This is a genomic window from Ancylomarina sp. YFZ004 (assembly GCF_054254355.1).
The window spans coordinates 126,532-150,806 of record NZ_JBTCHQ010000012.1; the positions used below are offsets into that span (position 1 = coordinate 126,532).

Consider the following 24,275-nt stretch of genomic DNA (forward strand, 5'->3'; position numbering starts at 1 on the left):
CATAAGTATTTGTAATAACAATCATCAGTGTCCACACATGCAATAATATCAAGCTCTTTTGACTGGAGCAAAATTATTTATTAATATTGCAAGATCAAAATACTTTATTTGAATGATCATCATCAGAAATACTTATGGATATCCGATTATTAAACTTCTTTGTTGCTGTTTACGAACAGAAAAATTTATCAAGAGCAGCTGAAAAATGTTTTGTTTCTCAACCCAATGTTTCCAATGGTATTAAACAATTGGAAGAAAAACTTGGAAAAGAACTCTTCACCAGACATAAACGAGGCGTTTTAATCAAGGAAGAAGCACATTATCTGTATCCCATTGCCAAAAGAATTATTGGTGAACTAAATGGCCTACCCGATCTTTTCAAAGAAGAAGCCTACAAACAAAAAGTGAGCATGGGTATAGCACTTGGCTTACCACAAGAACTTAAGATGGAATTCTTTAAAAAAGCCAATCAAGCTTTTAGTCCTATAGAATGGGATATCCGATCGATGAGTAGAGATTGTGAAATAAACCTGCTGGTGAGAGAATGGAAATATGAGGAGGATTTATTCTTACCGCTGTGGCAGGAAGATTATGTCCTGTGCATTCCTGATGGTCATCCACTTCTAGAAAAAGAGCTAGTTGATTTAAACGACTTGAGTGGTGAACCCTTTATACATTGTCCACCTTGCGAGGCACATCAACAATGTTTGGGCATACTTAATAATACAGGCGACAAATGGAATACCGTAGCGAATTGTGCCTCAAAAACCGAAGTTTTAACTCTCCTGATGGCTGGTATTGGTATCACATTCTTACCTGAATATCTGGTTAAGCCCTGGTCTGGATTTGAAACCCGTCCTTATAGTGGACCTCGATATTATCGAGAAATTGGTTTATCCTATCCACAAGATAGTATGAAGAATCCTGCCATAGAGAACATCATTAAGCTATTTTCAAAGTAAAATGAAGATCAAAAAATACTGTCTATAAACATTGCATTTATCATGAAAAAGCAATTGTAAAAAAACTATATTGGCATTCTAAATTTAAATAGAACACAACCAAGGCTAGAAATAGCAATAAAACTAATAACAAACCTTTTAACGAAACATGAAAAAAACATTTTTAACAGCCCTTTTAAGTTTAAGCATTGCTCTGCAATTCACTTATGCTCAAGGCGCTTTAGAACAGAAAAATGATCCTTTTTTTGGGGAAAGTTGTACCAGTATAATGGTAGGTAAAAAAGCAACCACAGACGGATCTGTTATCACTAGTCATACTTGTGACGGACGTTACCGAACTTGGTTGACTTTTGAAAAAGCACAAACATTTGACAAAAAAGCGACTCATAAAGTTTATAAAGGCACTTTAAAAACTGAAACAGCTTGGGATCAAAGAAAAATGAAGCTTGTAGGTGAAATTGATCAAGTAGAATCAACTTTTGCTTATTTAAATACAGCTTACCCTTGTCTTAACGAGAAACAACTTGCTATTGGTGAAACAACTTTTGTTGGCCCAGAAGAGCTCCTAAATGAGAATGGAATGTTTCTAATTGAAGAGCTAGAAAGAATTGCATTACAACGTTGTACAACTGCTCGCGATGCGATTAAACTAATTGGTAAACTTATCAAGGAGCACGGATACGGCGACTGGGGTGAGTGTATCACTATTGCTGATAAAAAAGAAGTTTGGCAATTAGAGATCCTTGGTGAAGGTCCTGATAAAATTGGTGGTGTTTGGGCTGCTCAACGTATTCCTGATGGTCATATTGGTGTTTCAGCTAACATCTCTCGTATTGGAAAACTTGATCTTAAGAACTCTGATTATTTCATGGCATCGGACAATGTATTTAAAGCTGCTAAAGACCTAGAACGTTGGGATGGCAAAAAGGAATTCAAATTTTGGGAAGTATATGGTGGTGTTGATAAGCCATTTAAAATTCGCGAATTCTTTATCCTTAACCACTTCGCTCCTTCTTTGAAGCTTGATTTTGAGGCTGACGAACTCCCTTTCTCTGTAAAACCTGACAATAAAATCTCTGTAAGAGATGTTATGGCTATGTACAGAGAAACTTATGAAGGTACGACTTATGACATGACTCAGAACCTTAAGGTGATCAAGAAAAAATACAATGGCGATAAGGAAGTTATCGGTCAGGATACAGTCATTGCGACTAATGCTAACCCATGGCCAACTGGTAATTGTCGTAATCTATCCAACTTTCTTCAAAAAGAGACTATTGAGTATCAACGTACTGTTGCTGTTGCATGGTGTTCTTATTCATTCGTTACTCAATTGAGAGATTGGTTACCTGATGAAATTGGTGGTGTAGCTTGGTTCTCATTCGACAACCCAGGTCAAAGCCCACGTATTCCAATTTATGCTGGAACGACTGAATTACCTGAATCTTTCAACTATTGTGGACAAAAGCGTTTTCGTGCTGATGCAACGATTTGGGCTTACCGTAAAGCAAATAAGCTAGCAACACTTGCTTGGCAGGACACTCGTGAAGAAATGATGGCTGATGTCGCTCATTTCGAGAATAAAGGTTTTGAAGACGGTGCTGTTCTTGAAAGTAAAATTGCGAAACTGATTAAGGACGGAAAGAAAGATGAAGCTCGTAAGCTTTTAAACCAATACACAAGAGATTTCACTGGAGCAACTATACTTCGTTGGAAAGAATTGGAAAACAAATATTGGGCTAAGTTTGGTTTAGGTTTCTAAACCCGACTTTACACGATACAAAAACGCCCGCTCCTAATTGGAGCGGGCGTTTCTATTATAGAAATTTCTTGAATAAATTAAGAGCTTATACAACCGTATCGTATCGAGAAATCTTACTCACACCTTTTATCAGCTTTAATTTAGCAATCAAATTATTCAGGTGATCAATATTTGATATCACAACAGTCAACTTACCTTCAAAGGCTCCTGCATTAGACTCAACCTGTATCGAACGCATCTTTACACGTAAATCCTTAGTAATAACCTCCGAAATATTATTAACCATGCCCATCTCATCTTCTCCCATAATATGAAGAACAGCTTGATAAGAAGCACTTCCTTTAGACGTCCAATTTGATTTAACGACACGGTAAGGATAACGTGTCAACATTTCATTTGCATTAGGACATGAAACACGATGAATACGAATCCCCTTTCCTATTGAAATAAAACCAAAAATATCATCCCCGAAAATTGGATTACAACACTTCGACAAACTATAATCCACATTGGCAATATTCTCATCTACAATCAGAACATCTTCTCCGCCTCTAGCCTGGGGCTTTATAGCGACTTTCTTAGACTCAACAGGAGCTTTTTCATCCGCCTTCTGCGCCGTTAGAACCTCTTTAATCTCCGAAAGATCATGGGTCTCAATAGCGATATTATAATACAAATCGGCAGCCAATTTGTATTTATAATGACTCAGTAGCTTACGAATACTCTCATCACAGAATTCAATCTTCCAATTCTTCATTCTGCGCATCAGCATCTCTTTACCAAGATCAGCTTCTTTTACAGTCTCCTCATTAACCGTTTGGCGAATCTTATTCTTAGCCTTAGTGGTTACAACAAAATTCAACCAATCAGACTTTGGCTTTTGATTATTAGAGGTCGTAATAGATACCCTATCTCCATTTTTCAAAACCTGTCGTATAGAAACGTTACGCTGATTAACGGTACCTCCAATACATTTATCTCCTAAGTCGGAATGTATAGAATAAGCAAAATCCAATAAGGTTGAACCTGACTTTAGTTGCTTTAAATCTCCCTTGGGTGTAAAGACATAGATTTCCTTACTGTATAAATCAGCCTTAAAGTCATCAATTAAGTCAACACTACTATCTTGTCTGCTTTCAAGTATTTCTCTCACATCCTGAAGCCAATTATCAAGACCACCATCACCCTTATCACCCTTATATCTCCAGTGTGCAGCAAAACCATTCTCAGCAATTAAGTTCATTCGCTCACTTCGAATTTGAACCTCTACCCATCTGTTTTGCAAGCCCATTACAGTCGTGTGTAGAGACTCATAACCATTGGTTTTTGGAATGGTAATCCAGTCACGCATACGACCCGGATTGGGTCTATACAAATCGGAAACAGCAGAATATACCTGCCAACATTCCGATTTCTCAAGTTTCTCGGGAGCTTTAATAATAATTCGGATGGCAAAAATATCATAAACCTCCTCGAACTCAACTTGTTGCTTTTTCATTTTATGAAGAATGGAAGCAATAGACTTGGTTCTGGCCTTTATTTCATATTTAATTCCCACATTATCTAACTCAGCACGAATTGGAGCCACAAAATCTTTAATGTAAATTTCACGTTCCTCTTCCGAATCTTTAAGTTTTTTCTCCAACTCAAAGTAAAGCTCTGTCTCGAGGTAACGTAAGCTTAAATCCTCCATTGATGATTTAACCTGATACATACCTAAACGGTGAGCAAGCGGTATATATAAAAAGTTAATTTCCTTAGCTAAAGAAATTTGCAACTCGTTACTTTTATTCTCTGCATTACGCAACTGAAACAATCGATCTGCCAAAATAATCAGCACAACTCGTACATCATCGGCAAAACTCAGTAAGAGTTTTCTAAAATTCTCAGTATGTAATGTTTGATTCTGCTCATAAATCTCAGTAACCTTAACCAATCCCTCAATTATTTGAGTGACTTTAGGTCCAAAAAGTGATTTAACTTCGGAAACACTAATGTGATTTTTCTGTACAATATCGTAAAGCATAGAACAAATAACAGAAGTTCGTCCCAAGCCTAGCTCAGTCACTACAATTTCTGCGATTTCAAGCGTTCTATATATGGCTGGGTCACCATTGGTTCTTCTCTCTCCATCATGATCTAAAAGACTCAAATCAAATGCCTTCCTGACTAATTTAATATCCTCCTGAGAGATAATATTCTTACATGATTTAAGGAGATTTTTATATCGATATAGTATTTGTCTTCTTTCTTCTATTTGCTGTGTAATAGCCACCATAGTTATCGTTTTACTATTTAGAACTCAAATCTGAAGCTTTTATTTCATCAATCCCTACTTAGCTTCTTCAAAATTCAATTCCAATATTAGATTGGCATAAAAGAGCAATCAAAACAGCTCTTTTTATAATCCCACTAAAAGTATAAAAGCTAAGTATCAATGGCAAATAGATTCTGTTTTTTTAACGTATGATATGCAGTAATGAATTTTACCTAAGATTGAAGTCGTCTCATAGTGAAATAATGCGATGATTTATTAAATTTGTTTGCCCCGATATTAAGGTTCATTTTATCGCACATGACAAGAAAAAACAAACGCATCCTATTCACTCGTTCATTAAATGCAGATCAAATTGAATTTGGTTTGAAAATGAATTGTATCATTGATCATCATGCTTTTATACGTATCGATTTATGCTCGCCTACTACTGATGAGCTCGAAACAATCAATTCAGGTGAATATCCTAATTGGATTTTCACCAGTCAGAATGCGGTCAGAAGTTTGCAAGCGAACCAGGAACAAATTCAAATTGACAAACTAGAAAAATGCTTTGCAGTCGGTCAGAAAACAGCTGATCAGCTATCTGAAATGGGCATTTCATCTTTTCTACCTAAACGACATAACTCCGAATCTCTTTCTGAATTACTGAAAGATCATGCAAATGAATCGTTCTTGTACTTTACGGGAAACCTTCGACAAAAAACCTTGATTCATTTTTTCGAAGAGCATGAAAGTCCTTATAAGGAGATTAAGGTTTATGATACCCACTTAATTCAACCAGAAATCAATCTGGAAGATTACGATGCAATCTGTTTTTGCAGCCCAAGTGCAGTTCATAGCTTTTTCAAAAACTATCAACTAAAAAATAACCAGCCCTGTTTTGCCATTGGTAATACAACGGCGGTCGCTTTGGTCGACTATGCTGATATTGTGATGCTAGCTGATCAAACCAACGTTTTTTCATTAATACAATCTTGTAACGAATATCTAAACTCATAAAACACTAATAATATGCACCAATACAAAAGAAGTTCAGAGCTCTTCAATCAAGCTCAAAAATATATTCCTGGGGGCGTAAATTCTCCAGTTAGAGCTTATAAATCAGTGGGAGGAACACCTGTTTTTATCAAAAAGGCAAAAGGTAGTATCCTTACTGATGAAGATGATAATGAGTATATCGATTATATCTCATCGTGGGGACCAATGATTCTTGGTCACGCTCACCCTCCTGTAATTAAAGCGATTAAAGATAAAGTTGAGTATTCAACTTCATTTGGAGCGCCAACACAATTGGAAACTGAGATTGCTAAGCTTATTGTTGATATGGTTCCAAATATCGATAAGGTAAGAATGGTAAATTCAGGAACTGAGGCTTGTATGTCGGCTATTCGTGTGGCTCGTGGCTATACAGGCAAAAACAAGTTTATCAAATTCGAAGGTTGTTACCATGGTCACTCTGATTCATTCCTGATTAAAGCAGGTTCTGGTGCCAGTACTTTCGGCGAGCCTAATTCACCAGGTGTTACTCCAGGAACTGCTAACGATACACTGACAGCTAAGTACAACGATATTGAAAATGTAAAGCAAGTTGTTGCTGATAATAAAGGTGAAATTTCTGCTATTATTATTGAAGCCATTGCTGGTAATATGGGTTGTGTCCTACCTAAAAAAGGTTTCCTTGAAGAATTACGTCAGATTTGCGATGAAGAAGGTATTCTTTTAATTTTTGATGAGGTGATGTCTGGTTTCCGTTTGGGTAAAGGTGGTGCTCAGGAATACTTCGGTATTAAAGCTGACTTAGTAACATTCGGTAAGGTTATCGGTGGCGGTATGCCTGTTGGTGCTTACGCAGGACCTGATGAGATTATGAAAGTGGTTTCTCCTGTTGGTCCTGTTTATCAAGCTGGAACGCTTTCTGGTAATCCTATTGCCATGATTGCTGGTTACACCCTATTGACTGAATTGAATGAAAAACCAGAGCATTTTACAGAACTAGCTGAGAAGTGTGAATACCTTCATAAAGGCTTAGATAAGGTCTTAGCTGAATCAGGTTTCGATTATAGAATCAATCGTTGTGGATCGATGATCTCCGTATTCTTTACTGATGTTGATGTGGTTGACTTCGATACTGCTGCAACAGCAAACAATGAACTATTTCCTAAATTCTTCCATGAGATGTTGAAGCGCGGTATTTACTTGCCACCATCATCATTCGAGAGTTATTTCTTATCAAACTCCTTAACTTATGAGATGCTTGATAAAACCATTCAGGCAGCTAAAGAATCATTGGAAGCGATGAAAGCTTAAGTATTTAAATAAGCAATAAATATAGTCCCAATCTCAGCTACTGAGATTGGGATTTTTATTACGATTCATATTTAAATATTATTAGACGCTGATTAAATATGATTCCTCAAGTGCATAATTAAATCTTGTACATAAATTATATTCTATCATCATAATCTGCGTCCATAATATTGTTTTAGTCATACCCTGACACTTACAGCTTGTTTATAGTCAGAGCATGACAAGGAAAAAATCAGATTATTGAGTCTCTTAAATTAACTCTTCTACAATTTTTGTAAATTTACCTTTCTCAAAATTCAAACACCTAACACAATATCCAAACATGCACATCTCTAAAGAGAATCTACTCGACACACATAACAGAATCAAACCATACATTCACAATACACCTGTTTTAAGTTCTGGTTTAATTAATGAAATTGCAGGCGCTCAGCTTTATTTTAAGTGTGAGAACTTTCAGAAGATGGGAGCCTTTAAAATGCGAGGTGCTTTAAATGCAGTCCTTCAATTGAGCGATGAGCAGAAGAAAAATGGTGTTGCAACACATTCGTCGGGAAATTTCGCACAAGCCTTAGCTCTATCGGCAAAATTACTAGGCATAAAGGCCTATATCGTGATGCCTGAGAATGCACCAGAGGTTAAGAAAAAAGCTGTGAAAGGTTATGGTGGACAAGTAATAGAATGTGAGGCGAATTTGGAAGCAAGAGAAACGACTTTAAATAAAGTTGTAGCAGAAACGGGTGCAACTTTTCTCCACCCCTACAACGATTATCAGGTTATAGAAGGACAAGGAACTGCCGCAATGGAGTTGATTGAAGAACATGATGATTTGGATTATATTATCACACCTGTTGGTGGTGGTGGTTTGCTTGCTGGTACTGCACTCGCAGCTTATCATTTTTCTCCTAAAACCAAAGTCATCGCTGGTGAACCTTTAGGTGCCGATGATGCTTGGCAATCACTTGAAAAAGGTGAACTGATACCTCAAACGAATCCTCAGACTATTGCTGATGGACTACTCACCTCATTGGGAGACAAAACCTTCCCCATTATTCGCGACTATGTTGAAAAAATCGTTCGTGTAGAGGAAGATGAGATTGTTTCAGCCATGCGCCTAATATGGGAACGCATGAAGTTGATTGTAGAACCTTCAAGTGCTGTGGCTTTGGCTGCCATATTAAAAGAGAAGGAAAAATATCAAGGTAAGAAGATTGGTATTATTCTCTCTGGAGGGAATGTGGATTTAGGGAATTTGCCTTTTTAGATTAATTTAAAATTGTTTTAAAATGAAAAAATATATTAGCAACACTATAGTTGTTATAATGTTATCGACAATAATTTTAGTTTACGTACATAATTCATTATATCTGAAAATATTTTTGTTGCTACTCTTTCTAGCTATGATTTGGTCAAGTTTCAAAAATTTAAAAGATTATCGAAAAAACATTACCAAAATAAGAATTGAATTTAGTTTAAAAGGGATAGTAAAAAAAAATAAGCTAATAAATATTGGAATTTTTATATTGGTATTACTAATTATTGTTCTTCTTATTATTGGACTTAAAAATAACTTAAGAAGCCTAGATACATTTGATTTATTCCTTTTATCTCTTTTTGGTATATGGAGTTATAATGACACATCATCAGTTAAGGAAATTAGAAGCTACAAATTTACAGATGATTATATAATTGAGCCTGGTTTAGAATTAAAATTAATTCAATGGACTGACATTGTTAAGTTTGAAAAAAATGAGAAGCGGAATAAATTTATTTTTATTTTAAAAAATAATAAACAAATAAATTTTAAAATAGATCAGTTAGAAGATGTATCAAATATAGATATATATGGTTTTATAGATAAAAACGCTGTACTACAATAAATGCAGGTCATTGGGATAGTGCTAATTTGGGAATGGGTAATTAAATAAAGAAACAAGAGGTTGCATTAATACAACACGCATTTAGAATTGATAAATGGCATATCCTTTTATGATAAAATTAGTACAAAATTGAATAGGATACATTCGTGAATTCGTGCTTAATCTATTTAAATAATATAGCAGTGCTCCGCACCTTATTATAAAATAAAAAAAAATGGTTTCTACAGATATTGGGGTACGCTGTACCCAATAGCATTTTCGTTTAAAATGGTGCAGCGCACCCAAAACATTTGTAAAACTCAATACGAGAAACATAACTAGGTGCAGCGCACCGTAATATTAGCAAATTAACGACTAATAGAATCAGGATAATATATTGACTTCGAAGCAAGACCATTAGCAAATATGAAAAAAGACGCCATAGAACCAAGCGAAACCCATAATGTACCCACTCTATCTGCCCCTATTCGACTTCAAGAATATGGTGTTGGTATTTTCAGTGCTGCTTTAACCAAATCAGCCTTAAAAAAAGCTTTAAAGAAAAAACAAATAACTGTTAATGACCAAATTGCCACGACGGCTACTTTTATAAAAGGTGGTGAATGCATTAACTTATACATCCCGGAAGAGGTCAGTCCTAAGAAAAAACTAATTTTCCCCCTTGAGGTCTTATTTGAGGACGAATATTTGGCAATAATTCATAAACCTGCTGGTATTTTGGTGAGCGGCAATAGTTTTAAAACCATTGCCAATGCCTTGCCTCAAAACATCAAAAAAAGTCAACTTCCTGATGCTTGTAAACCACAGCCAGTTCACCGATTGGATTATGCAACCACAGGTGTTTTATTGGTTGGGAAAACGAGCAGTAGCATTCGGGCTCTCAATAAATTATTTGAAAACAAAGAGGTAGATAAAAGCTACTATGCCATTACGATTGGTGAAATGGATAAGGAAGGAAAAATTACTTCAGAAATCAATAACAAGAAGTCACAATCGAATTATAAAGTAAGCGAATCTGTTACATCAGAAAGATTCGGCAAACTCAACTTGGTGCAATTAGAGCCTGAAACTGGAAGAAGACATCAGTTACGTATACACCTGTCGAGTATAGGAAATCCGATATTGGGAGATAAGGAATATGGTATTGAAAATTTAATTTTAAACGGTAAGGGCTTGTTTTTGCATGCCTATTCTTTAAAATTCACACATCCATTTACAAATGAAGAGATCCATCTAAAGGATGAACTGCCTCAAAGGTTTAAAAAGATATTTATTTAAATATAAAGCACTCCATTCACTCTTGCAGCTTTAGTTTTCGATAATTTATTGAAGCTCCCCTATCTTAAATTTGGTATATTTAAAATAAAAGCTCAATATGTATCCATACCACAACAAAATAAAGCAGCGAATAAAGAATAATGAATTGAAAGGCTATGAGTATGTCGATAAATACAAATTAATAAGCCCGTGTTTGCTACTGCACTTTATTACAGAACCCAAAATAAGACCGATTAGGGAACATCGCTTTAAAGAGTACGAAGAGATCATTAATAAGCTTGCAAAATAATAAACTGATATATGGATTTCGAAGCAATTCTATCAACGTTCCCAGGCAAAGAAGCTGCTGTTCTCATTGCTAAAGGAATAGCCATCGAACCTAATTTGATGCCTAAACTTTGGAAATTTGCTACTGGTTCACATGAAAAATCATGGCGAGCCACTTGGTTGATGGATAAGGTTTACGATGAAGCACCTGAACTCGTTCGCCCCTACATTCCACAAATGATTCAACTCATTCCAAACTTGGAATGCCAAAGTAAACAAAGACAATTCCTCAAACTAATTAGTGCAGAACCTCTTCCTAAAACCATATCGGGCGATTTTATAAATTCTTGTTTCGATTTGCTTATTTCTAATGCAACTCCTGTGGCGGTGAGAGTTTATGCCATGCAAATTCTATTCAATTTCTCACAACAAGAACCTGATATTAAGAATGAATTAGCACTTGTTATTGAAGAATCCATGAGTGATGGATCAGCTGGTTTCAAATCTAGAGGCAAGAGAATACTTAAGAAACTACAATCTTAATCCATCTAAGTTTAATTTTTCTTACATATTGATATACTATACTTTTTTAATTGCCGTTAATTACAACCAGCATAAGAAAATCATATCATCTTGAAAAATTATTCAAAAAATGGAAGCTAAAACAATCTATAAAAACCGATACGACTACCTTATTTTATTCACCATTTGTATCTCATTACTTAGCTGTTCTTCAAGTGATGATGATCTTAGTCAAGATTTAATTGAGATATCGCATAATGGTCCTGTAGCGGGGAATCCAGATGGAGATTCTTCCATCCCTACCGAAGCTGGTCTTGAAGATGTATCAGAACCAGATCAAATAATTGGCGATGGAACTCCTGAAAGTTGCACTGCTCAAGCTTTTATTGATGCCGTCGCAAAAGGTGGTAAAATCGTTTTTGACTGTGGTTCTGAACCAATTACCATCAAATTAAATAAACCAGCCAAGATTTTCAATAATACAAGCGAAGAAGTTATTATCGACGGTGGCGGCTTAGTTACTTTAAGTGGCGAAGGCAAAACAAGAATTCTTTACATGAACACTTGTGATAAAAACCAAAACTGGACAACTTCTCACTGTCAAAATCAGGATCATCCAAGACTTACCATCCAGAACCTCACATTCATTAATGGCAACTCAAAATCGGAAAGCGAATTTGATGGTGGTGGCGCCATTTGGCTTAGAGGTGGACGATTCAAAATGGTGAACTGTCGATTTTTCAATAATGTATGTGCTGATTTAGGTCCTGATGTTGGAGGCGGTGCGGTTCGTGTATTTAGTCAGTATGAGAATAAACCTGTTTATGTGGTAAACTGTACATTTGGTGGCGAAGAAGGATACGGAAATGAAGGATCAAATGGAGGTGCAATAAGCAGTATTGGTGTTTCCTGGACAATAATAAACAGTTTATTTTCCCATAATAAAGCGATTGGAAATGGTGGTAATCCATCTCAATCTGGAACTCCTGGCGGTGGAAGCGGCGGAGCAATTTATAATGATGGAAATACGATGACTTTAACAATTAAAGGCTCTCGAATCGATCAGAACGAAGTTGTTCAACACGGATCTTCAATATTTTTCGTAACAAATGACCATTCAGGAAATATCAAAATTGATAACTCGGTGATTCAAGACAATATTGGCGGTTCCTGGTATCCTGTTTATCCATCGATATCGATGCACAGTGACACTCAAACAGATGTGACAAACTCGATCATTGAATAAAATATTTCTAGTGCAATTCTCACTCAAAATTGGGAACCTAGGGCAGACTCATTTAGGATTCAACAGCTTTTAATGCTAGGGGCAAGAGGATACTTAAAAAACTTAATGCTTAATCAAGATAGTTTGCAACTGCAGCTTTAAGCTCATAAAAAGTTATGGGTTTTGATATGAGTTTTAAATCAGTTGATACCAAAAACATGACTGGAGTTGAAGTAATATTGTAGGCTTCAGCAAATTCCCCTTTCAATCCGGCTTTATCACAAGCATTAACCCAAGTATAAGCACGATCTTCAACAAAATGCTCCCAAGACCTGATATTATTGTCTATAGAAATAGCGACAACTTCTAATCCCTTTTCATGATAGGTGTGGTACAAATCCTGAATTTTATCCAAGAGATCAACAGAACCATCACAATGAGCAGACCAAGCAATCAATAAAGTAAGATCACTATTCACTTTTGAAAGTGATTCTATATTGATACTCATACTGTTTGGAAGAATAAAATCTGGAGCTTTAGCGCCAACAGAAAAATTCTTATCATTTTCCATTCTTGTTCTCATACTCTTATTTGCCAAAACATATTCACATGAATTAGCCAGCTTGTATGTTTTAACAATGGTAGCATATAAGTTTGGAAAACTGTCTTCAGGATAAGTTTGCATTAAATAGTTGACCAAACATTCCTGGGCATATTTATTCACTTCTGAAAGCCAGAAGATTTGTTGGATCATTAGATCGATCTCTTTCGAAACATTACGTTTTAGCAGTGTTTGAATCTCCTTGGTTTCAAAAAACCGTTCAAGTTTATTGTAAAAATCTGGTGTACCGACCAAAAGAGTATCTGTAAAATCAAAATATTGGAAATACTGATCAACGAAGAAACGGCTCTTATTTTTCTGATTCAAATCAGGCATAAGATCAGCATAGCTTAAAGCTAATTTCAAAGACCAGTCATCAGCTCTTTTCGACCACAAATCCTTTGCTAAATCTTTATATTCCCTCTGCGTCTCTTTATACGTCTTAACAAGATCCTTGGTATCAAGAGCACTAGCTTCTGCTTTTTGATAATCTCCAGCTAATCGACTGGCTTCCTGCTTGTAATATTGAAATTCAGAAATATAATATTGCAACTGATTGTTCTTATTTCCTGATTCAAAAATCAGCTCTGTTTCTTCAAAATTACCTTTTATCTCAAAAGACAATTGAGACTTCTCCATTCTAAAATCGACAAGGTGTCCATTTTTATCAGATAAACGATAAACTCCAGGTTCACCTTCCCAATTAAAAAGCAATAAGCCAAAAGCTTTCACTCGGGAACTATCAATTGTAACAATCCCAACATCATCTCCTTTAAGCAAATAGAATTGCTCTGAAATATGATCGTTAGCTTTAACTGACAAGCTCATTTGCTCTTGCGAAAGACTTGAAAAACTTATAAATAGGAAAACAATAAGTATATATCTCATAAAATGAATGTGGTAATAAATGTGATTAGCTTACGATTTAAATTAAGAAGGCTGATTAATTTAGTTATCAAACTGCTTTGCTTTCTCCCAAATCACATCCATTTCTTCTAAACTCATTTCCTTTAAATTTCGGCCTACACCCATGGTTTGGCTTTCCAAATAATTAAAACGCTTAGTGAATTTTTGATTCGTTCTTTCCAGTGCATTCTCTGGGTTTACACCATATAAACGTGCCGTATTAATCAATGAAAAGAATAAATCGCCAAATTCCTGCTCCATTTTATCCTGATTACCTGCTTTAATTTCAACTTCAAGCTCCGAAATCTCTTCCTTAACCTTATCCCACACTTGTTCTTTCTCTTCCCAATCGAAACCAACACCTCTTACCTTATCCTGAATACGGTTCGCTTTTACCATAGCAGGTAATGACAGAGGAACACCTTCTAGAACAGTGCCTTTTCCATTCTTCTCCTTAAGTTTTAATTGCTCCCAGTTTTCTTCTACTTCTCGAGCATCAGCCACCTTAACATCAGCAAAAATATGAGGATGACGGTAAATTAATTTCTCACTAATACCTTTACAAACATCAGCAATATCGAAATCATTGGTTTCAGAACCTATTTTTGCATAAAAAACAATATGAAGTAGCAAGTCGCCTAGCTCCTTCTTTATCTCCTCTTTATCATTCTTTAATATGGCATCAGCCAACTCGTAAGTCTCCTCGATTGTTAAGGTACGCAGACTTTCAAGGGTTTGTTTTTTATCCCATGGACATTTTAAACGCAATTCGTCCATTATATTTAGTAGCTCTTCAAAAGCTTTCAAATTCTCATTCATTCTTCAAAATTTAATAAGAGTATTTACTCTAATAATTATCGTTCCAAGCTCCACGCCTCAGGCTTTGCAGCAAACCATTGTTTAACCTGCTTCCAATTTCCTCTAAAAAAAGCTGAATCTCTATATTTATTCAAAGCATTTTCTGACTGCCAATGGCTATGCGAGAAAAATAGGTTTTTAATATTGACATCCTGCAAAATTTCTAAAAAAGAGCAACCTTCAAAAGCGACAATCTCTTCTTTCTCTCCTGCTGTCAATATCTTAAAATCAGCAATATGCTGATCTTGAATTTCTAATTTAACAAATCTAACGATCATGAAATTTAACTCTTATATCTGAATTTGTATCTATTTCCAATAATTTAGACAACTCACCTTTATTCATAGCTATTTCAAGCATACCAGCTGAATTGAATATAGCAAGAATATCACCTTCAGGCACATCATTATAATGCTGGCTAATTTTTGTGATTAAATGTTGATTGCTTTGAACCAGGATTTCAAAATCTCGTCCCTCTAAACTCGAATAAAAACGATCCTTTGAAATATTTATAATGGCATTGCTATAGGAGTCGATATAAATCACTTTACCCGTCAAAGTATCTTTCTGAATCAAGGCTCTAATAGGTACCATATTATAAAGATTATCGGCCTTTTCACCCAATTTTTTTAAAGGTCTATTATTGAAGATATGAGCAGCTGCTGGAGCAAAAACTGCCAATTCTGGAAAGTTCAAAAATTGAACATCTGACATATCCCCTTTAATTCGAATAATCTCATCGGGCTTCTCTCTAAACATTAAATTAAACATACCATTATCAGTTCCAATAAAATAATGTCCTTTATGCTTCACAAGCACATGTGGATGTTCAGCTCCTACTTCAGAATTTACCGTGATGATATGAATACTACCTTCAGGATAATAATGATAAGCGTTTTTTACAATAAAAGCAGCCTGGGAAATATTATATGACTCAATATTTTGACTCAAATCTATAATTTGGGCACCTTCACAAAGAGAAAGCAATCTTCCCTTTAAAGCTCCCAAATAGTAATCACGACCATTCCAGTCGCTGCATATTGTTATAATACCCATGAGTTAAATATTTTGATTAGTGTTTGGTTTTCATTCCATGATTAACCAGAGTCTATCAATCAATAATTTAGAGGAAATCTGGAAATGCAAATTGATAAAAACTGATTCAATCGAAAAAAATCACTAATTTGTAAGCTCAAAAGTAATAAATTATTGAACAAAATTTATGATTGAACGACACATATCTATAGGCTCAATTGACCCTCTCGACTTTTATGGTGTGAACAATAGTAAATTTAATATTATAAAAGAACTGTTCCCTAAATTACATATTGTTGCGCGAGGCAGTGAACTTATCGTAAAAGGAGAGAAAAAAACACTGAATTTATTTGAAACTAAAATCAATCTTATCCTTCTTCATTACAGTCAATACAACACACTCACAGGTGCTAATCTCAAACGACTTGTTTTAGAAGACGCCAAAGAAATTAAAGATCCTTCAGATCCTAAAAACATTATCCTTTACGGTACCAATGGAAAACTCATTCGTTCACGCAACAACAACCAAAGAGAACTTGTTGAGAAAGCTGAAAAAAATGACATGACATTTGTAATCGGACCTGCGGGAACTGGTAAAACATATATTGCAGTCGCTTTAGCGGTTAAAGCCCTTCGAAATAACGAAGTCAAACGAATCATTTTGAGTCGCCCAGCTGTGGAAGCAGGTGAGAATTTAGGTTTCCTACCAGGTGATTTTAAAGAGAAAGTTGATCCCTACTTACAACCTATTTATGATGCGCTTCTGGACATGATTCCTGCTCGAAAGCTTTCTAAGCAAATTGAGGAAGACGTCATTCAGATCGCACCACTTGCCTACATGCGTGGGCGAACGCTTAATGATGCTTTTGTCATACTAGATGAAGCACAGAACACCACAAATAAACAGCTTAAAATGTTCCTGACACGTATGGGAACAAGTGCTAAGTTTATCATTACTGGTGATATTACTCAAATTGATCTTCTCGAAAAACAACAGTCAGGATTAGTACAAGCGTTCCGAATTTTAAAAGGAATTGAGGGAATTGAAACAGTCGAATTCGACACTTCTGATATTGTTCGCCACCCTCTTGTGAAAAAAATTGTAAGTGCTTACGAAATTGATGAAGAAAAGGAAGAGTAAAAGTGGAAAAAAGAGGAATAAATCTTTTAAATTTGCATGCGGAACATCTGATGTTCCTATTTAATTAAAGAATTACCATTTTATAAATTATAAATCTATCTGTAAAGATGAACGAAGCAATTGTAAAAACAGATTTTAACTTTCCGAATCAAAAAAATTTATACGTAGGTAAAGTACGTGACGTTTATAATATCAACGACGAATTCCTAGCCATGGTCGTTTCTGATAGAATTTCAGCATTCGATGTGGTTCTTCCAGAAGGAATTCCTTTCAAGGGACAAGTATTAAACCAGATTGCTGCCAAATTTTTGGATGCAACTGCTGATATCGTTCCAAACTGGAAACTTGCAACTCCAGATCCAATGGTAACTGTTGGTCACCTAGCAGATCCTTTCATGGTTGAAATGGTGATTCGTGGCTATTTAACCGGACATGCCTGGAGAGAATACAAAGCAGGGAAGCGTACACTTTGTGGTATGCCAATGCCTGATGGAATGGTTGAAAACCAAAAATTCGAAAAACCAATCATCACCCCTACTACAAAAGCACTAGAAGGACACGATGAAGATATCTCAAGAGAAGAAATTCTTGCACAAGGAATAGTAAGCCAGGAAGACTACGAAAAATTGGAAGCCTATACCCTTGCCCTTTTCCAAAGAGGAACAGAGATTGCTGCTGAGAAGAACTTAATCCTAGTTGACACTAAATATGAGTTTGGTAAAAAAGATGAACAAATCTATTTAATTGATGAAATTCATACACCAGATTCATCTCGTTATTTTTATGCTGAAGGCTATCAAGAAAGAATCGACAATAATGAAGCTCAAAAACAACTTTCCAAGGAATTTGTTCGTGAGTGGTTGATGGAAAATGGTTTCCAAGGTAAAGATGGACAATCAATTCCTGAAATGAACGAGGATCGTATTAAGCTAATTTCTGAAAGATACATCGAACTTTATGAGCAAATCATTGGCGAAAAATTTGTAAAAGCTGATTCGAGTAATATCAATTCAAGAATTGAAAATGGTATTGCAACTTGTCTAAAGACCATGTAATTCATTTCATTAAAAACATGAGAAAGGCTATCCCTTATATTTAAAGGGATAGCCTTTCTCATGTTCCATCAATTTTCATATTTACATATTTTACACTTTTTATGTAAAAAATATTAATTCGAAATTAGGTTTTAAAAATAACAAGCTTATATTTGTATTGATCAATGTTTAAAACCGTTTAACTAACCAAATCGACTATTTGTATAATTAATCTATACATTCGTCAAGAATATTAATTTATGAAACGCCTTGCCCCCCTATTAATCCTATTACTTTTAGGCTCAACAATCTGTGCAAATAATTCAAATAGCTCAACAAACAAATTTGGAGTTATAAATGGCACTATTAAAGACATAAATTCTAATGAAGCAATTGAGTATGCGACTGTTTCAGTTTTCACCAATGATAAATCGAAACTCGTAGATGGAACCATCACCAACAAGGATGGTTTTTTTGAGATCAAAAAATTAAAGCCTGGTAATTATTATATTGAAGTATCATTCATTGGTTACGAGAAAAAGATGGTACCCAATATTGCTATTCGAAACTATCAGAAAGAAACCAAACTTGATATCATCAAGCTGAATCATTCAACAAAGGCTCTTCATGAAGTTGTTGTTAGTTCCGATAATCATGCTATAGATTATCAAATCGACAAAAAAGTAATTTCTGTTGGAAGTCAACTTTCCGCAGCAGGCGGTACAGCTATCGATGTTTTAGAGACAGTTCCTTCGGTAAGTGTAGATGTGAATGGAAATGTAAACCTTAGAGGAAGTTCTAATTTCAAAGTACTTATCGATGGACGTCCGTCAATACGAGATGCTCAAGACATCTTAAGCCAAATACCAACCAGTCAAATTGAAAATATTGAAATAATAACCAATCCATCCGCAAAATACGAAGCTGAAGGAGAAGCAGGCATCATCAATATTATTAGCAAAAAGTTCAATCTCAAGGGATCAAGTGGTTTTCTAAACATTACGCCTGGTAGTCATGATAATTTAGCTGGAAGTGGAACATATAATCTAAAAAAGCAAAAAAGTAGTTTTTATATAGGGACTAGCTACAATAAAAGTAATAGAGAAGGAAAACGTAACAACTACCAAACCTTATTTACACAACCCAATACTTTTATCAATTCAATAGGTGAATTGGAATTTAAAAAGGAAAAATACGCCCTTTCTTCCGCTTTTGATTACGAAATTGATTCCTTAAATTCATTTTCTATAACAGCTAAAATTGGTCATAACACTCTTGATAAACGAGATAACTTAATCTTTGATACTTTTCAGGCTAACAGTAGCCATGAATTTGAAGAAAGTATAGAACAAACAGATAATACTACGGATTATCACGAAACAACCTTCAATTATATTAGGAAATTTAATCAGAAAGGACATCAACTAAACACCTTTATTGATTACTCTGGTAGAGATTGGGAAAAAACAGGCTTAAATAATAGTAAAACTATTGACGAAGAAAATTCTTATTTCTCATTTTTAAGTGAAGATGCTAGTGGCATTACAATTTCATCGGATTATACGCTTCCATTAGTGGGAAAAAGCAAATTCAAAGCGGGCTATAAATTCCTTTCTCATGAATACAATGTCGAACGAAATTTTAAAGAAAACAATATAATTAACCCAAGTTATTCTCAAAAATCGGACTATAAGAAAAATATGCATAGTGTATATACCACTTATTCTGGTAATACAAACAAACTATCATATCAAGTTGGTTTAAGAGCTGAACACACCGATAGAGAGAACAAGTATACAGGAAATACTTACAAAGTTAATCGTTGGGATTTGTTTCCAAGCGTTCACACTCAATTGAGTATTGGTAAGGTAAGTAAGCTATCGGCAAACTATTCTCGACGAATTAATCGTCCTTCTAGTACGCTTTTAGAAGCTTTCGAGATTTGGAATGACAGCCACAACCGAACACTAGGTAACCCAGACTTGAAACCTGAATTAATTAATTCATTTGAATTAAACTATAGCACTAAGCTTGGGAAACATACTCTTTCTTTTGATTCCTACTACAGGTCAAAAAAAGACAAAACAGAAAGAATAAAAACGATTTCGGATGATAGCCCCAATGTTATCATCACAACATACGAGAATGTTGGTGAAGATCATACAATTGGTTTAGAGGCATATGCTAATTTAGCTATATTGAAATGGTGGAGAAATCAACTTCTTGTCAACCTATCTCACTATAAGATTGATGGTGAATATGAGGATAATTCAAATATGGGTGAAAAACACACCTTCTCAACTTCGAGCAATAACTATACTTTAAGAAGTATTTCACGTTTCACTTTAGGTAAGTTAACTCAATTTAGCCTTGATTTGACATATAAATCTAAATCAAAATGGGCACAAGGAAAAAATGCCAGTACATTTTCAGCTACAACAACTCTAAAACACAGCTTCTTCAAAAGGAGATTATCAGCAAATTTAATTGTTCGTGATGTTTTCAATACCAGCAAATTAAATAAGACTTACTACAATGAAAATTTTAATATCACCAATAAATACGATCAAAAAGCTCCTACTTTCAAACTAAGCTTGAGCTACAAGATTAATAACTATAAATCTACTAGAAGACGTAAAAGTTCAAGTCTTTAGAAAACACAAGCTCACAATATAGAATCTGTGAATTATCGATACATTTCGATTTATTCACAGATTTTTTTTGTTTATCACTTTCATACTTTTATGAGATAAAATTTAAATTTCACAGCTTAAATATCTATTTTTTAAAAAAATCTTATTTGCTTTGTAGTAAGCACAATTCAAACTGACGCATATTCTTTGCTTACAACTTAATAATCAACATCATCCATGGCATTCCTTCAAGACGACAAATTATTTTCAGGTAAATGGTTCTATAATTACGCTTTACTTGTAGCAGGGGCTTTTGTACTTGCTTTAGGCTTTATTTTCTTTATCACACCACACTTTATAGTCCCTGGAGGAGCTTACGGTATTGGAATCATTGTCAATAAACTATCCGTAGGACTATTTCCTCACGGTCCCTTCGATCTCTTAGATGCTTCAGAATACTCCAGCTTCTTTTCCAAGATTGGCTATTACTTTATGGAATATCAAAACAATATGTTTCATCAGTACCAAGGCGGTATTCCTGTTGGGCTTACCGGACTTGTTATTAATACCATATTGGTATTAGTCGGTATTAAAATATTAGGCCCTCGTTTTGGCTTCAAAACCTTTTTCGGCTTTTTCCTTAGCTCAATCTTCATCGATCTAGCGACAAAATGGTGGGGACTAGTCCCTTTAGTAGATGATATACTCCTATCCTGCGTGTTTGGTGGTATTCTTATTGGCTTCGGATTTGGTTTAATATTAAAAGCCAAAGCAACCACCACCGGCACTGATACAGTAGGTATGATTCTATCGAAGTATACTGGTTTACCTTTAGGACAAATGATTATTTATGTCGACCTGTTGATTATACTAAGTAGTTTGTATGTGGATATGGACTGGCAGATTCCACTTTATTCACTTATCGTACTTTATATTTCTGGCCGTGTTATCGATATTACCATTCAGGGCTCAACATTTGAGAAAGCTCTATTTATTATCTCCGATAAAACGGATGAAATCCGAGATAAGGTTGTTATCGATATGAAACGAAGTGGCACTTACCTCAAGGGACAAGGTATGTATGATGGAGAAGATAAGAACATGATTTTTATTGTTGTCAACCGACGAGAGCTCTCGATTCTAAGAGATTTTATTGAGCATATCGACCCTAATGCTTTCATTACTGTGATGGAAACAAACGAGATATTAGGTAAAGGTTTTAAATCTTTATCTGGTAAAGTAGAATAAAGAATTTGTTTCAAATTCATTGAAACAAAAAAGACCTTCACAAACGTGAAGGTCTTTTTTGTTGAATGCAAATTCAGATTATGCCATGTTATGGTAAACATGTAATACATCGTCATTATCTTCTAATTTATCAAGAAGCTTTTCAACATCAGCAATCTCTTCTTCAGTAAGCTCTTTAGTATCCATTGGAATACGCTCAAAACCTGAACTAAGAGGTATAATATCATTACCCTCTAAATACGCCTGTACTCTACCGAAATCTTCGAATGAGGCATACAACATGATACCATCCTCTTCAGCAAAAACGTCTTCAACACCAAGATCGATAACTTCTAACTCTAGTTCTTCAAGATCCTGACCTGTGTTCTCTATTTTAAAGTGACACTTGTGCTCAAACATAAACTCAACACTACCTGCAGTTCCCAGGCTACCTTTAGTCTTAGTAAAGTAAGAACGAACATCTGCTACGGTACGCATGTGATTATCAGTAGCAGTTTCTACCAATACAGCAATACCATGAGGTGCATATCCTTCGTATATAAGTTCTTTGAAGTCTTTTTGATCTTTCGATGTAGCTTTCTTAATAGCGCGCTCAACATTTTCCTTAGGCATGTTAGCTGCTCTTGCATTCTGAATTACTGCACGAAGACGCGAATTAGATGTAGGATCAGTTCCGCCCTCTTTAATAGCGATTACGATTTCCTTTCCTATTCGGGTAAAGGTTTTAGCCATTTTATCCCAACGCTTAAACTTGCGTGCCTTTCTAAATTCAAATGCTCTTCCCATGATTTATGATTATGATTTTGGGCAAATGTAACACATGCCTTTTACTCTTTAAAATTTTTCGCTAATTAAATCGTAGATCTAACAACATTCATTATCGTTTAGGCCTATTCAAATGAATAAAACATCAATAATGCACTTATTCTAATCCCGAATTTGGTTCTTTGGCCATATGATTATAGGTTAACTTTTCTAATAAGCTAGGAAACCATTTTTTCAACCAAACCGTAAATTTCCCCTCAACAAAGGTTAATATTAACTCACGCTTACGTTTTACTATTGCTTTTGCAATATGAGCTGCACAAACTTCAGCCGTCATCATCTTAGCTTCATCTCTTGGTGTTTCGCCCTGTGAGCTTCCATCAGCTGTTAAAGCTACACTTCTAACGTTAGAAGCTGTGAAGCCAGGAGCCGCTACTAAAACATGCACACCAGTCTTTAAATTCTCTACTCTTAATGTATCAAGGAAACCTCGAATAGCATATTTTGAAGCTGAGTAACCAGTACGTCCAGGTAAACCAACATAACCTGCAATAGAAATTACGCCAACAACTGATCCTTTCGATTTCGTGATATAAGGCATCGCATACTTTGTACAATATACGGTTCCCCAAAAATTAACATCCATCAAATTCTTAAGAACTGATAAGTCACAATCTTTAAACATGGCACGCATTGAAATTCCAGCGTTGTTTATTAAGACATCTATACGTCCAAATTTCGCCACAGCCTCTGAAATCAGATTCTGACAATCACTTTCTATACTGACATCCGTTTTTACACATAGAACTTCAGCACCCTGCTCTGTTAACTTTTTTTCAATTTCTTTTAACTTTTCAATATTTCGAGCTGCTAACACCAATTTCGATCCACGAGATGCGAAATCGAAAGCCAAGGCCTTCCCTATTCCAGATGATGCTCCAGTAACAAGAACAATTTTATCGATCATATGCTTATTATTTCTTTATTTTTGTTGAAGTGATAAAAGATGATTCAATACAGAAATAGGTAAATTTCTATTTATAAGTTTTCATTCATCTTCTTTACAGAAGCACAAATTTAATTTTTTTTCAGTTTTATTGTACAATCTCGACTAAATTATAAGTTGAAGCTTGAAAATTTGAAATTTTGCTCATTTAATGTAAAAATGAGTAAAATGGACGATTTAACAGTCCATTTCCCACAAGATAATATTGGCAGCTTATTCTCTAACAAAGCTTTAGATAAAGATAAAAAGGTTTTAACTTGCAGGAGTCAAAATCAAATTTCATACTCCTTTTTTAATCTTATCATAAAGGCAAAATCAGTCACACAATAAAATGTGTTTTTTTTTATATTTTTTCTCTTTCTGATATCATTTTACGAACCAGTGCAATAAGGGTGCTTACAGCGCTCCAACATTAAAAAAACTGGGCATTACAAGCATTTATAGTTTGCGTATTTAATTTAAAGAATCTATATTTGCAACGCTTTAAAAAACAAAGCTTATTACTGATTCCTTAGCTCAGCTGGTAGAGCACATCACTTTTAATGATGGGGTCCTGGGTTCGAACCC

General features: G+C 35.0%; 20 protein-coding genes. 13 read left to right on the forward strand and 7 right to left on the reverse strand.

Annotated features, from left to right (window positions below; genetic code table 11):
• The first annotated feature begins 134 nt into the window (after positions 1 to 134).
• Together ACXR6G_RS17005 and ACXR6G_RS17010 are read left to right on the forward strand one after the other, a co-directional pair.
• The gene (locus ACXR6G_RS17005) at positions 135 to 962 is read left to right on the forward strand and encodes a LysR family transcriptional regulator (protein ID WP_458362648.1); all 828 of its coding nucleotides are present in this window, start codon (positions 135 to 137) and stop codon (positions 960 to 962) included.
• Between the two features lie 148 nt (positions 963 to 1,110).
• Positions 1,111 to 2,724, forward strand: a complete 1,614-nt coding sequence (locus tag ACXR6G_RS17010) for a dipeptidase (RefSeq protein WP_458362649.1) — start codon at positions 1,111 to 1,113, stop codon at positions 2,722 to 2,724.
• Positions 2,725 to 2,809: 85 nt separating this feature from the next.
• On the opposite strand, the gene ACXR6G_RS17015 is transcribed toward ACXR6G_RS17010, so the two are convergent.
• Positions 2,810 to 5,002, reverse strand: coding sequence for a RelA/SpoT family protein (locus ACXR6G_RS17015; RefSeq protein WP_458362650.1), 2,193 nt, complete (start codon positions 5,000 to 5,002; stop codon positions 2,810 to 2,812).
• A gap of 297 nt (positions 5,003 to 5,299) precedes the next feature.
• Here ACXR6G_RS17015 and ACXR6G_RS17020 point away from each other — a divergent pair, with 297 nt between their 5' ends.
• The 7 genes from ACXR6G_RS17020 to ACXR6G_RS17050 all read left to right on the forward strand — a co-directional run bounded on the left by ACXR6G_RS17020 (position 5,300) and on the right by ACXR6G_RS17050 (position 12,502).
• A complete protein-coding gene (locus ACXR6G_RS17020; RefSeq protein ID WP_458362651.1) occupies positions 5,300 to 6,001 on the forward strand; it encodes a uroporphyrinogen-III synthase in 702 nt (233 codons plus the stop codon).
• Positions 6,002 to 6,013: 12 nt separating this feature from the next.
• Positions 6,014 to 7,309, forward strand: a complete 1,296-nt coding sequence (hemL, locus tag ACXR6G_RS17025) for a glutamate-1-semialdehyde 2,1-aminomutase (protein ID WP_458362652.1) — start codon at positions 6,014 to 6,016, stop codon at positions 7,307 to 7,309.
• Between the two features lie 322 nt (positions 7,310 to 7,631).
• Positions 7,632 to 8,573 carry a pyridoxal-phosphate dependent enzyme gene (locus ACXR6G_RS17030; RefSeq protein WP_458362653.1) on the forward strand — a complete coding sequence of 314 codons (942 nt, stop codon included), beginning with the start codon at positions 7,632 to 7,634 and terminating at the stop codon, positions 8,571 to 8,573.
• Between the two features lie 22 nt (positions 8,574 to 8,595).
• Complete coding sequence (locus ACXR6G_RS17035) at positions 8,596 to 9,189, forward strand: hypothetical protein (RefSeq protein WP_458362654.1); 594 nt, start codon at positions 8,596 to 8,598, stop codon at positions 9,187 to 9,189.
• Between the two features lie 405 nt (positions 9,190 to 9,594).
• Positions 9,595 to 10,467 (forward strand): RluA family pseudouridine synthase, encoded by an 873-nt coding sequence (locus ACXR6G_RS17040; RefSeq protein WP_458362655.1) that lies wholly within the window; start codon positions 9,595 to 9,597, stop codon positions 10,465 to 10,467.
• A 300-nt stretch (positions 10,468 to 10,767) separates the two neighbouring features.
• On the forward strand, positions 10,768 to 11,277 hold the full coding sequence (locus ACXR6G_RS17045; RefSeq protein ID WP_458362656.1) for a hypothetical protein: 510 nt from the start codon (positions 10,768 to 10,770) through the stop codon (positions 11,275 to 11,277).
• Positions 11,278 to 11,386: 109 nt separating this feature from the next.
• Entirely contained in the window at positions 11,387 to 12,502 is a 1,116-nt protein-coding gene (locus ACXR6G_RS17050) for a hypothetical protein (RefSeq protein WP_458362657.1), read from the forward strand.
• Positions 12,503 to 12,611: 109 nt separating this feature from the next.
• On the opposite strand, the gene ACXR6G_RS17055 is transcribed toward ACXR6G_RS17050, so the two are convergent.
• The 4 genes from ACXR6G_RS17055 to ACXR6G_RS17070 are packed head-to-tail and all read right to left on the reverse strand — an operon-like array spanning position 12,612 to position 15,902.
• The gene (locus ACXR6G_RS17055; protein ID WP_458362658.1) at positions 12,612 to 13,970 is read right to left on the reverse strand and encodes a peroxiredoxin family protein; all 1,359 of its coding nucleotides are present in this window, start codon (positions 13,968 to 13,970) and stop codon (positions 12,612 to 12,614) included.
• A 60-nt stretch (positions 13,971 to 14,030) separates the two neighbouring features.
• Complete coding sequence (mazG, locus tag ACXR6G_RS17060; protein ID WP_458362659.1) at positions 14,031 to 14,807, reverse strand: nucleoside triphosphate pyrophosphohydrolase; 777 nt, start codon at positions 14,805 to 14,807, stop codon at positions 14,031 to 14,033.
• A gap of 35 nt (positions 14,808 to 14,842) precedes the next feature.
• On the reverse strand, positions 14,843 to 15,124 hold the full coding sequence (locus tag ACXR6G_RS17065; protein ID WP_458362660.1) for a putative quinol monooxygenase: 282 nt from the start codon (positions 15,122 to 15,124) through the stop codon (positions 14,843 to 14,845).
• Entirely contained in the window at positions 15,114 to 15,902 is a 789-nt protein-coding gene (locus ACXR6G_RS17070) for an SAM hydrolase/SAM-dependent halogenase family protein (RefSeq protein WP_458362661.1), read from the reverse strand. The genes ACXR6G_RS17065 and ACXR6G_RS17070 overlap by 11 nt, the downstream gene beginning before the upstream one ends.
• A gap of 166 nt (positions 15,903 to 16,068) precedes the next feature.
• Here ACXR6G_RS17070 and ACXR6G_RS17075 point away from each other — a divergent pair, with 166 nt between their 5' ends.
• From ACXR6G_RS17075 to ACXR6G_RS17090, 4 genes are all read left to right on the forward strand, one after another.
• The gene (locus tag ACXR6G_RS17075) at positions 16,069 to 17,022 is read left to right on the forward strand and encodes a PhoH family protein (RefSeq protein ID WP_458362662.1); all 954 of its coding nucleotides are present in this window, start codon (positions 16,069 to 16,071) and stop codon (positions 17,020 to 17,022) included.
• 107 nt (positions 17,023 to 17,129) lie between these two features.
• On the forward strand, positions 17,130 to 18,077 hold the full coding sequence (locus ACXR6G_RS17080) for a phosphoribosylaminoimidazolesuccinocarboxamide synthase (protein WP_458362663.1): 948 nt from the start codon (positions 17,130 to 17,132) through the stop codon (positions 18,075 to 18,077).
• 239 nt (positions 18,078 to 18,316) lie between these two features.
• Positions 18,317 to 20,710: an outer membrane beta-barrel protein gene (locus ACXR6G_RS17085; RefSeq protein ID WP_458362664.1), complete on the forward strand. Its 2,394-nt coding sequence runs from the start codon at positions 18,317 to 18,319 to the stop codon at positions 20,708 to 20,710.
• A 216-nt stretch (positions 20,711 to 20,926) separates the two neighbouring features.
• Complete coding sequence (locus ACXR6G_RS17090) at positions 20,927 to 21,937, forward strand: YitT family protein (RefSeq protein WP_458362665.1); 1,011 nt, start codon at positions 20,927 to 20,929, stop codon at positions 21,935 to 21,937.
• Between the two features lie 78 nt (positions 21,938 to 22,015).
• On the opposite strand, the gene ACXR6G_RS17095 is transcribed toward ACXR6G_RS17090, so the two are convergent.
• Together ACXR6G_RS17095 and ACXR6G_RS17100 are read right to left on the reverse strand one after the other, a co-directional pair.
• A complete protein-coding gene (locus ACXR6G_RS17095; protein ID WP_458362666.1) occupies positions 22,016 to 22,723 on the reverse strand; it encodes a YebC/PmpR family DNA-binding transcriptional regulator in 708 nt (235 codons plus the stop codon).
• Positions 22,724 to 22,859: 136 nt separating this feature from the next.
• Complete coding sequence (locus tag ACXR6G_RS17100) at positions 22,860 to 23,669, reverse strand: SDR family oxidoreductase (RefSeq protein ID WP_458362667.1); 810 nt, start codon at positions 23,667 to 23,669, stop codon at positions 22,860 to 22,862.
• Positions 23,670 to 24,275 lie beyond the last annotated feature (606 nt).

What these genes read in the sequence shown, in the direction of transcription:
- ACXR6G_RS17005 (WP_458362648.1), top strand. Translation starts at nt 135, where the DNA reads ATGGATATCCGATTATTAAACTTCTTTGTTGCTGTTTACGAACAGAAA.
- ACXR6G_RS17010 (WP_458362649.1), top strand. Translation starts at nt 1,111, where the DNA reads ATGAAAAAAACATTTTTAACAGCCCTTTTAAGTTTAAGCATTGCTCTG.
- ACXR6G_RS17015 (WP_458362650.1), bottom strand. Translation starts at nt 5,002, where the DNA reads ATGGTGGCTATTACACAGCAAATAGAAGAAAGAAGACAAATACTATAT.
- ACXR6G_RS17020 (WP_458362651.1), top strand. Translation starts at nt 5,300, where the DNA reads ATGACAAGAAAAAACAAACGCATCCTATTCACTCGTTCATTAAATGCA.
- hemL (WP_458362652.1), top strand. Translation starts at nt 6,014, where the DNA reads ATGCACCAATACAAAAGAAGTTCAGAGCTCTTCAATCAAGCTCAAAAA.
- ACXR6G_RS17030 (WP_458362653.1), top strand. Translation starts at nt 7,632, where the DNA reads ATGCACATCTCTAAAGAGAATCTACTCGACACACATAACAGAATCAAA.
- ACXR6G_RS17035 (WP_458362654.1), top strand. Translation starts at nt 8,596, where the DNA reads ATGAAAAAATATATTAGCAACACTATAGTTGTTATAATGTTATCGACA.
- ACXR6G_RS17040 (WP_458362655.1), top strand. Translation starts at nt 9,595, where the DNA reads ATGAAAAAAGACGCCATAGAACCAAGCGAAACCCATAATGTACCCACT.
- ACXR6G_RS17045 (WP_458362656.1), top strand. Translation starts at nt 10,768, where the DNA reads ATGGATTTCGAAGCAATTCTATCAACGTTCCCAGGCAAAGAAGCTGCT.
- ACXR6G_RS17050 (WP_458362657.1), top strand. Translation starts at nt 11,387, where the DNA reads ATGGAAGCTAAAACAATCTATAAAAACCGATACGACTACCTTATTTTA.
- ACXR6G_RS17055 (WP_458362658.1), bottom strand. Translation starts at nt 13,970, where the DNA reads ATGAGATATATACTTATTGTTTTCCTATTTATAAGTTTTTCAAGTCTT.
- mazG (WP_458362659.1), bottom strand. Translation starts at nt 14,807, where the DNA reads ATGAATGAGAATTTGAAAGCTTTTGAAGAGCTACTAAATATAATGGAC.
- ACXR6G_RS17065 (WP_458362660.1), bottom strand. Translation starts at nt 15,124, where the DNA reads ATGATCGTTAGATTTGTTAAATTAGAAATTCAAGATCAGCATATTGCT.
- ACXR6G_RS17070 (WP_458362661.1), bottom strand. Translation starts at nt 15,902, where the DNA reads ATGGGTATTATAACAATATGCAGCGACTGGAATGGTCGTGATTACTAT.
- ACXR6G_RS17075 (WP_458362662.1), top strand. Translation starts at nt 16,069, where the DNA reads ATGATTGAACGACACATATCTATAGGCTCAATTGACCCTCTCGACTTT.
- ACXR6G_RS17080 (WP_458362663.1), top strand. Translation starts at nt 17,130, where the DNA reads ATGAACGAAGCAATTGTAAAAACAGATTTTAACTTTCCGAATCAAAAA.
- ACXR6G_RS17085 (WP_458362664.1), top strand. Translation starts at nt 18,317, where the DNA reads ATGAAACGCCTTGCCCCCCTATTAATCCTATTACTTTTAGGCTCAACA.
- ACXR6G_RS17090 (WP_458362665.1), top strand. Translation starts at nt 20,927, where the DNA reads ATGGCATTCCTTCAAGACGACAAATTATTTTCAGGTAAATGGTTCTAT.
- ACXR6G_RS17095 (WP_458362666.1), bottom strand. Translation starts at nt 22,723, where the DNA reads ATGGGAAGAGCATTTGAATTTAGAAAGGCACGCAAGTTTAAGCGTTGG.
- ACXR6G_RS17100 (WP_458362667.1), bottom strand. Translation starts at nt 23,669, where the DNA reads ATGATCGATAAAATTGTTCTTGTTACTGGAGCATCATCTGGAATAGGG.